At 71.6% G+C, this 14,243-nt stretch carries 14 protein-coding genes; 6 read left to right on the top strand and 8 right to left on the bottom strand.

Annotated elements, in window-relative coordinates:
* Positions 1 to 3: 3 nt before the first annotated feature.
* The 3 genes from ACTMSW_RS02425 to ACTMSW_RS02415 all read right to left on the bottom strand — a co-directional run bounded on the left by ACTMSW_RS02425 (position 4) and on the right by ACTMSW_RS02415 (position 2,034).
* The gene (locus ACTMSW_RS02425; RefSeq protein WP_441178753.1) at positions 4 to 303 is read right to left on the bottom strand and encodes a helix-turn-helix domain-containing protein; all 300 of its coding nucleotides are present in this window, start codon (positions 301 to 303) and stop codon (positions 4 to 6) included.
* Positions 300 to 653 (bottom strand): type II toxin-antitoxin system RelE/ParE family toxin, encoded by a 354-nt coding sequence (locus ACTMSW_RS02420; protein WP_441178752.1) that lies wholly within the window; start codon positions 651 to 653, stop codon positions 300 to 302. Before ACTMSW_RS02420 ends, ACTMSW_RS02425 begins: the two co-directional genes overlap by 4 nt.
* A gap of 61 nt (positions 654 to 714) precedes the next feature.
* Positions 715 to 2,034 carry an AAA domain-containing protein gene (locus tag ACTMSW_RS02415; protein ID WP_441178751.1) on the bottom strand — a complete coding sequence of 440 codons (1,320 nt, stop codon included), beginning with the start codon at positions 2,032 to 2,034 and terminating at the stop codon, positions 715 to 717.
* Between the two features lie 104 nt (positions 2,035 to 2,138).
* Here ACTMSW_RS02415 and ACTMSW_RS02410 point away from each other — a divergent pair, with 104 nt between their 5' ends.
* Positions 2,139 to 2,459, top strand: a complete 321-nt coding sequence (locus tag ACTMSW_RS02410; protein WP_441178750.1) for a GYD domain-containing protein — start codon at positions 2,139 to 2,141, stop codon at positions 2,457 to 2,459.
* Positions 2,460 to 2,527: 68 nt separating this feature from the next.
* Positions 2,528 to 2,830: a GYD domain-containing protein gene (locus ACTMSW_RS02405; protein WP_441179045.1), complete on the top strand. Its 303-nt coding sequence runs from the start codon at positions 2,528 to 2,530 to the stop codon at positions 2,828 to 2,830.
* 129 nt (positions 2,831 to 2,959) lie between these two features.
* On the opposite strand, the gene ACTMSW_RS02400 is transcribed toward ACTMSW_RS02405, so the two are convergent.
* Positions 2,960 to 3,904: an S-4TM family putative pore-forming effector gene (locus ACTMSW_RS02400; protein ID WP_441178749.1), complete on the bottom strand. Its 945-nt coding sequence runs from the start codon at positions 3,902 to 3,904 to the stop codon at positions 2,960 to 2,962.
* A 252-nt stretch (positions 3,905 to 4,156) separates the two neighbouring features.
* Here ACTMSW_RS02400 and ACTMSW_RS02395 point away from each other — a divergent pair, with 252 nt between their 5' ends.
* On the top strand, positions 4,157 to 6,658 hold the full coding sequence (locus tag ACTMSW_RS02395; RefSeq protein WP_441178748.1) for a hypothetical protein: 2,502 nt from the start codon (positions 4,157 to 4,159) through the stop codon (positions 6,656 to 6,658).
* A 9-nt stretch (positions 6,659 to 6,667) separates the two neighbouring features.
* On the opposite strand, the gene ACTMSW_RS02390 is transcribed toward ACTMSW_RS02395, so the two are convergent.
* Both ACTMSW_RS02390 and ACTMSW_RS02385 read right to left on the bottom strand, forming a co-directional pair.
* Complete coding sequence (locus tag ACTMSW_RS02390; RefSeq protein ID WP_441178747.1) at positions 6,668 to 7,180, bottom strand: hypothetical protein; 513 nt, start codon at positions 7,178 to 7,180, stop codon at positions 6,668 to 6,670.
* Between the two features lie 230 nt (positions 7,181 to 7,410).
* Entirely contained in the window at positions 7,411 to 8,610 is a 1,200-nt protein-coding gene (locus ACTMSW_RS02385) for a PASTA domain-containing protein (protein WP_441178746.1), read from the bottom strand.
* A 161-nt stretch (positions 8,611 to 8,771) separates the two neighbouring features.
* Here ACTMSW_RS02385 and ACTMSW_RS02380 point away from each other — a divergent pair, with 161 nt between their 5' ends.
* Together ACTMSW_RS02380 and ACTMSW_RS02375 are read left to right on the top strand one after the other, a co-directional pair.
* Positions 8,772 to 9,140 (top strand): VOC family protein, encoded by a 369-nt coding sequence (locus ACTMSW_RS02380; RefSeq protein WP_441178745.1) that lies wholly within the window; start codon positions 8,772 to 8,774, stop codon positions 9,138 to 9,140.
* Positions 9,141 to 9,144: 4 nt separating this feature from the next.
* Positions 9,145 to 9,576 carry a VOC family protein gene (locus ACTMSW_RS02375; RefSeq protein ID WP_441178744.1) on the top strand — a complete coding sequence of 144 codons (432 nt, stop codon included), beginning with the start codon at positions 9,145 to 9,147 and terminating at the stop codon, positions 9,574 to 9,576.
* 89 nt (positions 9,577 to 9,665) lie between these two features.
* Here ACTMSW_RS02375 and ACTMSW_RS02370 read toward each other — a convergent pair whose 3' ends face one another.
* Entirely contained in the window at positions 9,666 to 10,823 is a 1,158-nt protein-coding gene (locus ACTMSW_RS02370; RefSeq protein ID WP_441178743.1) for an epoxide hydrolase family protein, read from the bottom strand.
* A 62-nt stretch (positions 10,824 to 10,885) separates the two neighbouring features.
* On the opposite strand from ACTMSW_RS02370, the gene ACTMSW_RS02365 reads away from it, so the two are divergent.
* The gene (locus ACTMSW_RS02365; protein ID WP_441178742.1) at positions 10,886 to 11,836 is read left to right on the top strand and encodes a helix-turn-helix transcriptional regulator; all 951 of its coding nucleotides are present in this window, start codon (positions 10,886 to 10,888) and stop codon (positions 11,834 to 11,836) included.
* Between the two features lie 52 nt (positions 11,837 to 11,888).
* On the opposite strand, the gene ACTMSW_RS02360 is transcribed toward ACTMSW_RS02365, so the two are convergent.
* A complete protein-coding gene (locus tag ACTMSW_RS02360; protein ID WP_441178741.1) occupies positions 11,889 to 14,222 on the bottom strand; it encodes an acylase in 2,334 nt (777 codons plus the stop codon).
* Positions 14,223 to 14,243: the final 21 nt, after the last annotated feature.

Raw genomic sequence — 14,243 nt, 5'->3', positions numbered from 1 at the left:
TCGTCAGGCGGCATCCGCGTTCGGCGCGAACCTGACGTCCAGCTTCCGGTCAAGGGCCCGCGCAAGGCGTTCCAGGACCGGCAACGTGGGAACGGTCCCCCCGGCCTCGAAGCGGGCGACAGCGGATTGCGTCATGCCGGCCGCCTGCGCAAGCTGGCTCTGACTCCAACCGTTGCGCTCCCGCAGGTGCCGCACCTCTTCACCAAGTTCGAAGGCGATGCGGGTCGCCTCATAAGCCTCCGCGGCACCCGGCTCCGCCATCCGCCGATCACGCAGGTCGTTCCAGTCGATGCGATCACTCATCGCTCTGCCCCCTCGTTCACCGTATGTCGCTCCGACGCGCACCGTTCGAGTGCCCGACGAGCCCGCTCGACCTCCCGGTCCTCCCGCATCCGCGTCTTGCGGAACACCGTCAGCAGGATGATTCTTCGGTCGGAGGCGATCCAGTACGTCACCCGAATCGCCTCGCGCTCCAGGTAGAAGCGCAACTCCCGCAGCTTCCCGTCGAGTTGTCTGGTGTGCGGCTCGCCGAGCAGCACACCCCTGCCGGCGAGAAGGTCGATGTAGAACGCCGCCCGGGCAAAATCTGCGCTCGGCAGTCCCTCCAGCCACTCTCGGACTTCTGGTTCCAGCTCCACGCTACCCCAAGCCATAGCATCGATGCTATAACTCGGCTAGTTGCCCCTCCGGCATCTCGGCCCGTGTCGCGTGGCGCTAGCGGACGCCGGAGCTGGCCAGGCGCGCGAGCATCGCCTGGTTGGCCTGCCACCCATCCGGAAACTTCACCGGCACGTCCAGGTGCACCGTCTCCGTAGACGGATGCGCGTCCAACAACTCCGCGATCCCCGCCCGCGCCACCACCACGCACGCGTGCCGGTGCCGCGACGTCAGCACGCACAGCCGCCCCGACTCCAGGTGGAAAGCGGTCGCGTCCCGCCGTCCCGAGAGCGGGTGCAGCACGATCGTCACGTCGTACTCCCGGCCCTGGAGCCGGTTGGCGGTGTCGACGGTGATGCCCGCACCGGCCTCGCCGAGCCGCGCCCGGATGGCCGCGACCTGGTCGCGGTGCGCGGCTCCGACGGCGATGCGGTCCGCGGTGACGGGTGCGCCGGCCGGCGCGTGCTCGGAGACCGCGACCGCGCCGCGCGCCAGGACCCGCAGCGCCAGGGCCGCGCAGGCGGCGGTGGCCTCGGTGTCGGTACGCGGGGTGTACCGCTCCGGCAGCTCGTACAGCGCCCAGCCGGAGGAGGCGGCCAGGTCCACCGCCGCGTCCAACGCGTCCCCCGGCCCGGCCTCGGTGAACGACAGTGCCCGGTCGAGAACGCCGGTGCCCGCGCGGAACCCGGTGAACGGGTAGAACGCCTCCGCGACGACCGGCGCCGCCGAGGCGGGCAGCCGCCAGGACACCGGCAGCCGGTGCACCGGAAGGTCCGGGTTGTGCCGCAGCAGCACCGCCACGGCGGACTGCATCGGATCCCAGCTCAGGCCCGTCCAGCGCACGGTCTCGACCGTGGAGAACGGGTCCAACTGCCCGGGATCACCGACGAACAGCGCCCGTTCGAACCTGCCGGCCACGCGCAACAGGGCGTCCGAGCGCATCTGGTACGCCTCGTCGACGATCGCCCACGGCCAGGAGCCCTCGCTGACCGTGGCCCACTTGGCGGCCGTACCGATGATGACGGCCGGACCACCGAGGTCGGCGACCTTCGCGGCGACCCGGACCTGCTCGTGCCCCTTGACCCGGTCGGACGGCCGGTAGTCGGCGGCGGACAGCCGGCCGATCCGTAGGTCGGGTGCCTTGCGGGCGAGGCGGTCGACGAGGTCGTCGACCTGCTCGTTGGTCTGCGCGATGATGATCAACGGCTCGTCGGCGGCGGCCAGTTCGACGGCGGCGCGTACGACGAGGGTCGACTTGCCGGCCCCGGGCGGCGAGTCGACGACGACGCCGCGGTGGTCGCCGGAGCGCAGGTCGGCGAGCACGGCCGTGATGACCCGCTCCGCCTCGACGGCGGGCGGCACCTCCAGTCGCAGCATCCCTGCCACCTCCCCTTCCCGGCGTTCCCGGACCTTACCGGCGGACGACTAGCCGGGGTCGGAACGGGTACCTGCGGCGGGACCAGCGGGGAGGCGATGCCGGGATGGCCAGGTTCCTGTTCACAGCGACGTACACCGCCGAGGGGATCAAAGGGCTGGGCAAGGACGGCGGGACGACGCGCGCCGAGGTCGTCCAGGCGTTGATCGAGAACTCCGGCGGACGCGTGGAGGCGCTGTACTTCGCCTTCGGCGAGCACGACCTGTACATCATCTGCGAGCTACCCGACCAGGTGTCCGCCGCGGCCCTCGGCATCCGCGTCCGGGGGGCGGGCGGGGTGGAGGCGACCGTGGTTCCGCTGCTGACACCGGGGGAACTCGACGCGGCGGCCGGAGTGGATGTCACGTACCAGGCACCGGGCCGCTGACCGGCCGGGCGACACCGTCAACCCAGCGACCATGCGGAGGTGATCCGGGCGTGGCGAAATTCCTGCTCATGTCGACCTACACCGCCGAAGGGCTCAAAGGGCTGACCGCGGACGGCGGAACCAAGCGAGCCGACGTCGTCCAGGCGCTGATCGAGAATGCCGGCGGGCGGATGGAGTCGCTGCACTTCGGGTTCGGCGAGGACGACACGTACGTGCTGTGCGAACTGCCGGACCACAAGACCGCCGCCGCCCTGGCGATCGCCATCCGGGCGGCCGGTGGACTGGACACGCGGGTCGTTCCGGTGCTGACTCCGGCCGAGGTGGACGAAACCACGCAGATCAACGTGACGTACCAGCCGCCGGGCAGGTGAGCAGTTCACGGCTGTGGACCAGAAGCACCTGGGGCTGGGCGGCACGTTGCGGGATCGCCTCCCGCAGGAGCGAACGGGCCCGGACCGGGCGGGCGCGTAGCGGATACGCGCTGGCTGCCCACCGTCGGCCTACGACAGGGGGTTGGGCCGGGCGGGACCGGCGAGCCGGGGACCGCGCTGCGACAGGTGCGTGAGCGTCGCCATGGCGGCCTGGAAGTCGAGCCGGTCCGCCGCATGGAACCGCCGGAAGAACCAGTCCGGTACGCGGGCCTGCACCTGACGGCTGCGGAAGATCAGGTCTTGGATCTGCCGAGCGAGGATCAGCAGTTCCGTCGACACATCCACGGTGTCGGCCCGCTGGACCGCCGCCGTGATTCGGGACTGCATGACGGCCAGCGCACGTTCCCGGTCGGCTGCCACGTCGCGCTGGCCGCGATAGATCTCGAGGCCGAGCAGCAGGGCTCCGAGCGACGGCACGAACCACTGGAGCAGCAGTTGGGAGACCGTCAGGCCGACGGTCACCGCGAGCACGACACCGGCCACGGACCACGCCGCCGATCCGCCGAGCACCGTGTACGCGTACCGACGGCGGACGCGGGCACCCCAGGCGAGATTCTGCTGTTGGCAGCCGAGCACATCGTAGGGCGCGGGCAGTGGCGGGATCTCGTAGTAGTCGACGAGGTACCGCTCGTCGCCGCGGTAGGCACGGTGCAGCCGGCTGACCTCCGCCGCACCCACCTCTTCCCCGGCGGCCACGGTGTTCCACGGCAGACCGAACAGACGGACGTCGAACATCTCCTGGAGGACGGCCGCGCGTCCGAGTTGACCTCGCGACCAGGTGCCGAGGCCGACCGCGTGGGCCACGGCCCAGAGCGCACCGATCGCCGTCACGGCGCTGGAAAACACACCGGTGAAGGCGACCACCGCACCGGCCACCCCCAGTGCGACAGAGAGTGCCATCCGGAGGTTGTCGAGGCGTTGCGCTCGGGCGTGGCAGGCGGAGGCCGCGCGCAGCAGGACCATCATCTCGGGATCGGTCTGGCGGCTGAGCAGGGACTTGACGGGCTCGGTCACGTCGGCCTCCGGGGTCCGGTAACCGATTCTAAATCCAGGGCGCTAGATGTCACCTTCCGTCTCCGCGACATCACCTTTGGTGATCATGTTGTTACCATTTAGTAGGATTCACATCCGCCTGCGAACTGCTACCGGATTGAGCCGCAGCTCAGCTACATTGACTCGGCCCACAAGGCACGCATGCCACTTACCCGGACGACACCCCACACTTCACCGCGTCCGCTTCTCCTCGTGGAAGGTCCAACGACGGACATGGGCGAGAGACTCGACGTCGACCCCAGCGGCGCGGACCCCCAGATCCTCGCCGCGTTGCAGGAGTACGCCGGCCCTGGCGGCTCCGTTCGGTTGGTCACCACCTTCCGGCACGCACCGCACCACACCGAGGCCGTCCTGCTCTGCGTCGCGGTGACCCGCCCCGCTCGGAAGTGGTCCCACAACACGACCCAGAAGCTGTTCGTCAAGGCGCTCTCCAGGGAGTCGGCAACCCGGGAGAGCAGCGGGCACCAGCGCGCGCGGTCGTCGAACCTCGACTTCGCCGCCGTGCACATCGTCGAGCAGGTCGATACCTGGCATCCCGTGGGCGACGGCCGCTTCCTGCTGTTCCAGCGCGTGGCCAACGGCGGGGACAGGGTGGCGCCCCTCACCGAGCTGAGCGACGACGAGCGCCCGGCCGCCCTCCGGTCGATCACGGCCGGCCTGCTGGACGGCTGGAACGGGACCGACGGGGCCGGAGTGCCTACCGCCTCGGCCACCGTCGGGGCGTTCGTCGAGCGGGAGGTCGTCGCGATGGCCTCCGTGACCGAGGTTCGGGCCGCCGCACGGGAGCTCGGCGCACCGGACGGCAACCATCAGTGGATCGTCATCGACGGGCGGGTCCGATCGAATCCTCTGCACCTGCTCACCGGTGACTCGTTCCTGGCGCGGGAGCCGGTGGTCCACATCGTCGGGCACACGCACGGCGACCTGCACGGCGGCAACATCCTCATCCCGTACGAGAAGGGCAGGCCGCAGCCGGCGAAGTTCCTGCTCGTCGATCCGGGCGGCTACGAGGCCGGGGCACCACTGACCCGGGATCTGGATTTCCTGCTGGTGACCCTCCTGCTCGGCGCGGTCGCTCCGAGCGACCCGTCGGACCGGGACCGCGCACTCCCCCGGGACCAGGCGGAGGTCCTGCGCCACTACCTGATCGACCCCGACGTCCCCCGTCCGGGCAAGCTGCTCCACCCGCTCGCCGAACTCATCGAGGTCGTCGACGAAGCCGGGCGGAACTACGCCCGAGCGGGCGACTTCGGCCCCGAGTGGCGTGCCCAGCGTCTGCTGTCCCTGGTCAGCCACGCACTGATCTGTCTCACCTTCGACAGCATCGGTGGGGCGGGACGCGAGTGGTGCTGGCGGCTGGCGGTCGAGGCTCTGGAGGCGTACCGCGCCGGGTTGGCGGGCGCGTCCAGCGATGCCCTGAAGGCGGCGCTGTCCCCGCCTCCGGCCACCGACCTACCGGTGTTCCACACGCGCGGGACCGGGGCCGGACAGCGGGACAGTAAGCCGTCGGACCATTGGATCGACCAGCGCCGGTGGGGCCAGCGGGCGTCCGAACCGGTCTGGTCGCACGACTCCCTCTTGCATCCACCGCTTCTGGCAGCCGGTGAGGGCGCACGGGAGATGACGGCTCCGGTGGGCCTGACCGGCGGCGAGGCGCACCAGGCCCTACCGTCCTGGCCGGTCGGCAACGCGCCCGCCCTGGCCGCATCACCTCCGGTCGGCATGATGGCAGGCGGCTCGTCCCGGGCCCGGACCGACAGGTGGAAGCCCTTCTCGACATCCCCGCTGCCGGTCCCCCAGCAGCGCCGTTCCCAGGATCTCCCCGACCCACCGGACCCGCCACGCCGCGTAAGACGCTGGGCACGCGTACGCATCTGGCTCGCCACCGTCGCCGGGCTGTTGGCGGTCGGTGGGGCTGGTGGACTGGCGGCGACGCTGGTCGACCGGCGGAGCGAGCAGGACGCCGCTCCCGAACGGACCCTCGACCCGACACCCGGCCGGGGGTTCTCCTCCGCCCCGGGACGGCCCCCCGGCGGGCGCAAGGGCCCTCCACCGGCGGATCGCCGGCTCGACGACCTCGCCCGTGACGTCGCCGCCCTCCGGGAGCCGCGACCGCAGGGCAGGTACGCCTTCACCTGCTTCCAGGTGTGGTCACTGAACACCACCCCCGGGGGCGACGAGCGGACCAGCCACCACGAGTACCGGCTGTGGTTCACTCCCCGCCTGTCCGGCGTCCGGGTCACTACCGACCTTGACGGGGCCGAGCCCACGCGCACCACCCGGTCCTCGTACCAGGCGGGAGACCTGACGGACGTGACGCCCCTACCCGCGGACGAGCCGGACGAGCTGCGTGACCAGGTGGCGCAGGAGTGGACGGAGCAGCCGGCGGAGCTACAGGACGCGACCGGGATGCTGCGCCTGGTCGCGCGGTTCCATCACTTCCACCCCCTCGTGCCGGCGCAGCGGGCCGCGCTCATCCAGGAACTGGCCGGGACGGCGGGGATCGTGTACCTGGGCGCCTATGCCGACCGTACGGACCGACCGGGGCTGGCGTTCCAGGCCGAGGACCGCGAGGGCCGACGGGACACGCTGCTGTTCGACCACGGCGGCAGGCTGCTCAGCCACGAGCTGACCGACGCCGACGGCGCGATCCTCAGTACCCACCTCTACCTGCGCAGCACCCGGACCGACGCCACCGACACCAGATGCAGCTGACGGCGGCGGTCAGGGGCAGTACCGGTAGACGTAGTTGGCCCAGTTTCGCCAGGGCGCGGCGTCGCTGCGGACACGGTTGCTCGCGCTGACCCGGAACAGCTCCGTGTCGTACCCATACCGGAAGGCGACGTATCCGCTGCCGAGGTTGTAGTGCGCCGACTCGACCCGGAACTGCCACTGCCAGGTGGCCAGGTTCTGCCAGCCGCAGGAGGAGAGCTTGCCGCGCGGATAGCCGTAGTTGGGCCACTCGTAGAAGCAGAACCAGCCCCACGGGCAGTCGGCGAAGCCGTAGGTCCCGACCGGTGCCCGGAGGGTGACCACCAGCGCGCCACCGTGGTAGCTGACCTCGTTGTCGTTGAGCACCGTCCCGCCCGGATGTGCCGCGAGGAAGCGCGCCAGCTCCTGCCGGGCCGCGGCGCGATCCCCCATCGCCGCCCACGCCGGGGCGGGGCCGGTGCCGACGAGCACCAGGCCGACAAGAAGGACGACGAAGGCGGCACGAAAACGAATGGCATGGACCATGGAACACCTCGCGATGTGCGGCACGACGAATGTCGGGAATCTCGTTCAGCGTAGGAAGATCGCAGGCCAGATCACCAGAAGAGGCCGTGGGAGCGGTTCGCCACCATTCTCGAAATGCCTCAATAGCTGACTCGCAAATTGCCGGCTGCACATGTCGCGCCGTTAGTTGTTGCGCCGGACCGAATTTGCCAATTGCGACGCTGCCGCCTCCACTCGTCGTCCGCTGGGGTCTATGGCAGCGGACCGGTCTGCATGGTCATTCGCACCTGACTGCCGGCGACCACCTTCGTCCCCGGAGCCGGCGACTGACTCGCCACCCAGGCGCTCAGGCTGCTCGACCCGCTGAACACCGGCACCAGCCCGGCCGCGCGCACGGCCGCGTCGGCATCCGGCCGGAGCATCTCCCGGACCATCGGGACGGTCTTGTTCAAGGGCAGCTCCACCGAGATGGTGACGGCGCAGGAGGAGGACGCGTTGAACGTCGACAGCCCGGTGAGGTAGCCGCCGCCGGCGTAGAAGCGCTGCTCGGGTGTGAGGTTCAGCGGCGGCGGGACGAGGTTGTCGGGGATCCGGCCCGGCAGGTCCGGCCAGAGTTCCGGGGGTAGGTAGTTGCCGAAGAACATGGTGAGCAGGTCGTCGGTGGCCATCCCGACGTGCGGGCAGGGACCGGCTACCGGGCGGCAGGGCAACTGCTGGTTGTACGGCAGGTAGTCGTAGTGCTCGGCCTCGGCGAACACGGCCCGGTGCTTCGGGCGGGCGATGGCGTTCCAGTCCGGGTCCCCGAGCCGGCCGTCGCCCTCGATCGTTCCCCAGGCGAGGAAGCGCGGCACCGTGCCCTGGAAGATCGGCTTCGTGCCGTAGCCGGGCTGCCAGTCGTTCCACACCCCGGACAGCGACGCCACGGCGGCGACCGGAACCCGGGTGGCCAGGATGCCGACGTGCAGCGCCCCGTACGAGTGGCCGGCCAGCCCGGTGGCCGGGGCGGGCAGCAGGCGGTCGCGGTCGGGCCAGCCGTTCCGCATCCAGGTGAGGGTGCCGGCGAGGACCTGCTGAGTGGTCGTGGCCTGCACGGGGTGGATCTCGATGCCGGGCAGTTCCGGTACGGCGACCACGTACCCGGCGCGGGCCAGGTGTGCCGGCATCCGGTGCCAGCGCTGGAAGTGGTCCATGTCGCTGTCACAATGCCCGTGGGCGAACACGATCAGCGGGTACCGCCCGCAGCCGGTGAGCATGGCGGCGTTGTGTGGGGTACCGGCGATACTGGGATAGAAGACCCGCACCCGGGTCGGGGCGCCCTGTGCGGGGGTGTGGTCGCGGTACCCGTAGAAGACCGGCGCGAGCGCGCTGGGCTGCCAGCCGATGGCGCAGTCGGCCGGGGGCGGCAGCGCGGCGGGTCGGATGTCGGCGTCGGACTGCTGATCGTCGGTCACGGTGCCCTCCTCGCCTGAAGTCTGCAGCCGAGCGTATCGACGCTCGTACGCATTGTGATCAGTCGATCGGCGGACCGTTACTGTCAAGTATCGGCGGTGATGTCGGTGGTCGGGGTTAGCGTGGGCGCGACTCGACGCCGGACGCCCCACGGAGGTACTCCATGCTCGACCACCTCGGCATCCAGGTCCGTGACCTGGCCGCCAGCACCGCCTTCTACGACACCGTGCTGGCCGCGGTCGGTGCCAAGCGGATGCTCGACTACGGCGAGCACATCGGCTACGGCGCGACGAAGCCCGACTTCTGGATCAGCGCGGTCGCGGGCGAGGGCACGGCCCAGGAGGCGCACATCGCGTTCACCGCCCCGGACCGGGCCGCCGTGCGGGCGTTCCACGACGCGGCCGTGGCCGCCGGAGCGGAGGTGCTGCACGCGCCGAGGGTCTGGCCGGAGTACCACCCGACCTACTTCGGCGCGTTCGTCCGCGACCCGGACGGCAACAACGTCGAGGCCGTCTGTCACGCCCCGGAGTGACCTGATGGAGCAGCGGGTCAGCCTGATCACGCTCGGAGTGGCCGACGTGGCCCGGGCGCGGGCCTTCTACGAGCGGCTCGGCTGGCGCGGCCAGGAGGTCGAGGAGACCGTCTTCTTCCAGGCCGGTGGTCTGGCGCTGGTGCTCTGGGGGCGTGACAAGCTGGCCGAGGACGCGGGCGTTACGGGCGGCGACGGCGGTTTCGGCGGCGTCGCCCTGGCCCAGAACGTCCGCTCGCCGGCCGAGGTGGACCACGTGCTCGCGGCGGCGGCGGACGCCGGGGCGGAGGTGACCAGGCCCGCGCGGGAGACGTTCTACGGCGGCTACGCGGGCTGCTTCACCGACCCCGACGGTCACGTCTGGGAGATCGCCTGGAACCCGGGCTTTCCGCTCGCCGACGACGGCACCCTCACCGTCCCCGACTTCGGCGCGCCCTGACGCCCGTCTGACGGCGGCGCGGCGGAAGCGCTTCACCTCGCGGCCGGGGCGGCTCCGGCCCGCGTGACGCCGGGCCGGAGCCGCAACGGTCACCCGCGGAGGTCCCGGAAGAAGTCCCGCAGGTCGACGGTCAGCAGCTCGGGTTCCTCCAGGGCGGCGAAATGGCCGCCCCGGTCGACGTCCACCCAGCGGGTGATGGTGTTCTCGGTCTCGGCGTAGCGGCGGATGCCGACGTCGTGGGCGAAGACGATCGCTCCGGTCGGCACCCCGGAGTTCTCCTGCTGGACGCCCCAGGCGGATTCCTGGGCATAGCCGACGTATGCCGCCGAGCCGGCGGTGCCGGTGAGCCAGTAGATCGTCGCGTTGGTGAGCAGCCGGTCGCGGTCGACGACCGTGTCCGGCAGGGCTTCGCGCGGGTGCGTCCACTCGCGGAACTTGTCCATCAACCAGGCGAGCTGGCCCACCGGGGAGTCGGTCAGCCCGTACGCCAGGGTCTGCGGTCGGGTGGACTGGATCGCGATGTAGCCGAACTCCTCACGCATGAACGCCTCGATCCGGCGGACCCGGTCGCGTTCCAGGTCGGAGAGGGCAGCCAGTTCCTCCTCGGCCAGCGGCATCGGGGGCATCGGGCCGGGGCCGCCGTTGACGTGCACGCCGGCCACCCGGTCCGGGGCGACCCGCCCGAGTTGCGGGCTGACCGCCGCGCCGATGTCGCCGCCGTGTGCACCGTATCGGTCGTAGCCCAGCCGACGCATCAGCTCCGCCCAGGCCCGGGCGATCCGGTCGGTGTCCCAGCCGGCGTCCGCGGTCGGTCCGGAGAACCCGAAGCCCGGGAGGGAGGGGATCACCAGGTGGAACGCGTCGGCCCGGTTGCCGCCGTGCGCGGCCGGGTCGGTCAGCGGCCCGATCAGGTCGAGGAACTCGACCAACGAGCCGGGCCAGCCGTGGGTGAGCACCAGCGGGAAGGCGTCCGGCTCGGGCGAGCGGACGTGCAGGAAGTGGACCCGCTGCCCGTCGATCAGGGTGGTGAACTGCGGGTACGCGTTGAGCCGCGCCTCGGCGGCGCGCCAGTCGTAGCCGGTACGCCAGTGGTCGGCCAGTTCCCGCAGCCAACCGGTCGGCACGCCGGTGTCCCAGTCGTCGCCCGGTAGCGGGGCGGGCCAGATGGTGCGCTCCAGCCGCTCCCGCAGGTCGTCGAGGCGATCCTGGGCGATGTCGATCCGGAACGGGGTGATCTCGTCGGTCATGACCACCACGCTAGGAAGCAGCTAGGACAGGTTCCGCCCTAGCTTGCTGGCAAGCTTCGGGAATGTTGGAAACCTCGGCGCGGCTGCTGCGCCTGCTGTCCCTGCTGCAGACCCCCAGAGACTGGACCGGCACGGACCTGGCCGAGCGCCTCGACGTGGATGTCCGCACGGTCCGCCGCGACATTCAGAAGCTGCGCGACCTCGGATACCCGGTGCACGCCACCCCCGGTGCCGCCGGCTACCGGCTCGGCGCCGGGTCGAAACTGCCGCCGCTGCTGCTCGACGACGACGAGGCGGTCGCCGTGGCCGTCGGGCTGCGTACCGCCGTACGCGGTGCGGTCACCGGCATCGAGGACAGCTCCCTGCGGGCGCTCGCCAAACTCGACCAGGTCCTCCCGTCGCGCGTCCGGCACCGCGTCGACCTGCTCCGCTCGGTCACCGTGACGGTTCCCGACGGCGGGCCGACCGTCGACCCGGACGTGCTGACCACGATCGCCGCCGCCTGCCGCGACCACCAGCGGCTCCGGTTCGACTATCGGCGCCACGACGGCAGCACCGCCCTGCGCGAGACCGAGCCCTACCGCCTCGTCCACACCGGGCGCCGCTGGTACCTGGTCGGCTGGGATACCGATCGCCGCGACTGGCGCACCTACCGCGCCGACCGGATCCAGCCGCGGATCCCGGGCGGCCCCCGGTTCACCCCGCGGACGCCACCCGATGTCGACCTCGCCGGCTACCTCTCCCACGGCGTGTCCTCCGCGCCCTACCGCCACCGGGCGCGCATCACCCTGTACGCCCCGGCCGAGATGGTCGCCGACCGGATTGCACCCACCATCGGTGTGGTCGAAGCCCTCGACGCGGACAGCTGCCTGCTGCACACCGGGTCGAACTCGCTGGACGAGCTGGCGCTCTACGTGGCGCTGATCGGGTTTCGGTTCCGGGTCCACGAGCCGGTGCAGTTGATCGCACACGTCCGCGACCTGGCCGCCCGCCTGGCCGAGGCCGTCGAGTGAACAGGCCGAGAGGTGCGGGCCGGCGTCGACCACCGGCCCGCACACCCCTGGATCAGCGGCGCTCCCCCACCCGGTACGTGACCAGGTTCGGGTCGGCCCGCAGCTGCTTCTGCGTGAACTTGACGGTGTCCCAGCCCTTGGCCGAGTACAGCCGGGTCTGGTCGGCGTACCAGGGCGAGTTCGGGTTGGCCGACTGCGAGTACGTCAGGATCTGCCGGCCCGACGGCCCGTTGCGGCCCAGCTCGACGGCCATCAGGAACGACGTGCCGTGCCGGATCTTCGGGTAGCCGACGCCGGGCTGGAACACCCCGATGATCATGTTGAAGACGCCGGCCTCGGCGCGCCCGCCGTGGATCGGGATGCGCTCGCTGCCGCGCGGCTCGGTCTGGATGTCGCCGAGTCGGGCGTCGAGCGGGATCCCGGCCAGCTTGCGGACCGCGTCGGCCAGGGCGGTGCGTACCTTCGGGTCGTCGACGGCGAGCCGGTTCGGTGTGGTGAGCGGGGCGGCCGGGTCGAACGGGTCGGCGAAACGCAGCCCGCCGGCCAGGGCGAACTCGGTGAACAGGTGCGCGCCCCGGCTGTCCAGGTCCACCTTCAGATCCCAGCCGCGCAGGGCGGCACAGGCGGCGGTCAGGTCGACGGTGCTGCCGTCGGAGGCGGTGGCCGTCGGCTGCGCCTCGCAGACCCGGACCAGGTCGTCGCGGACCAGTTCGCCGCCGTACGCCCGGTTGCCGAGCGTCACGTCCCACAACTTGCCCGTGGTGAACCGCTTGCCGCGCAGCCCGTCGGTGCCGGCGAGACGCTGCTGCACCTGGAGAACGCCGAGCCGGGTACGCAGGCTGCGCGGCGTCCGCTCGTCGCCGATGATGCGCGGGTAGCCCTCCAGCGGCTGGGCCGGGTTGGCCAGCCAGTAGCTGTCGTTGGAGTTGGTCACGTAGTCCTTGCGGACCAGCGCGGGCAGGTTCGCCGGCCCGAGGATGCCGGCAACGGCGGCGTCCGGATCCCGGCCCAGCTCGCACGCCGACCGGGAGCCGTCGAGGACGGCCTGACCGCTGCTGGCGTACAGGGGCTGGAAGGGGGCCGGGATGCACGCGGCCGCGAGCGCGGCGGTGACCCGGGGCACGACGGAGTGGTCGGCGTAGAGGGCCCTGCCGTCGCGGTCCGCGGCGATGACGTTGACCCAGGGCAGGAACTGCCGCCGGTCGAGCACCGCCCGCAGCTCCCCCACCGACCTGGCCCGACCCATGGCGAGCCAGCCGTCGAGGGCGCGGTTGTTGGTGGCGTTGGCGTCGGTGATCGCGTAGGCGGCCTGCGCCGTCCAGTCGAACGTGCCCGGCACCACGACGACCGGGCCGAAGTGGGTGTCGTAGAGGGTGCGGCTGACCGGTCCGGCGGACGTCTGCACGGTGACCGTGCGGGCGGTCATCTTCCGGGGCTGGCCGTCGTAGAGGTAGCTCGTCGGGTCGCCGGGCACCAGGGCCAACCGGTGCCAGACGAAGCGGCGGGCGGTGGAGACGGTGTGCGACCAGGCGACCCGGCCGTTGTGGCCGATCTCGACGATCGGGTCGCCGACCAAGGCCGCGCCCTCGACGTCGTACCGGCCCGGCACCTTCAGGTGCACCCGGTAGAAGCGCTCGCCGCCGTCCCACGGGAAGTGCGGGTTCGCCAGCAGCATGCCGGCGCCGCTGGCGGTGGCGTCGCGCCCCAGACCGTACGCGTTGCTGCCCACCCCGGCCGGCGCGCCGTCGCGAGCGGTGACCACGGCCTCGGCCTGCGGGGCGCTGGCCGGTGCGCTGGTTCCGTTGGGCGGGGCGGCGGCGACGATGCCGTCGGCGAGCGCGCCGGAGCTGGCACGGACCATGCGGGCCCAGTTCGCCCGCCACATGTCCAGCTCGGTGATCGGACGTACCCACTCCTTCCCGGCGCAGGCCGGGTCGGTGATCCTGTTGCCATTGCGGCGCAGGTACGCGTTGTAGCCGGCGGCGAAGCCGCGGACCTGGTCGCGTACCTCGTCGGAGGGGGCGTGGACGCCGTCGCGGCGGCCGACGAGCCAGCGCTCGGCGGACCGGTCGTCGATGGCCTTCTGGTGGAAGAGGTCGCTGCTGACATTGCGGGTGTCCGCGCCGAACCAGCGGGACCGCTGGGCGTTGACGGTGACCATCTGCTCGGCGATCAGGCAGATGTTGTCCTCGGCCTGGGCGTGGCCGACGCCGAAGCCGAGGCTGGCGAAGTCGCGGGCGGTGATGTGCGGGACGCCGTAGGAGGCGCGCTGGATCAGGGCGGAGTAGCCGCGGCCGTGGGCGACGGCGGTGCCGCTGGTGACGGTGAGGCCGGCGGCGACGAGTACGAGGGTGGTGGCTGCGGCGGCGAGGGGCCGGGGTTTCATCGGGCGGTTCTCTTCATGGGG

Source organism: Micromonospora sp. BQ11 (assembly GCF_052068135.1).
GTDB lineage: Bacteria > Actinomycetota > Actinomycetes > Mycobacteriales > Micromonosporaceae > Micromonospora.
The sequence above is the reverse complement of the archived record's forward strand: the minus strand, read 5'-3'. Positions and strand labels throughout refer to the sequence as shown.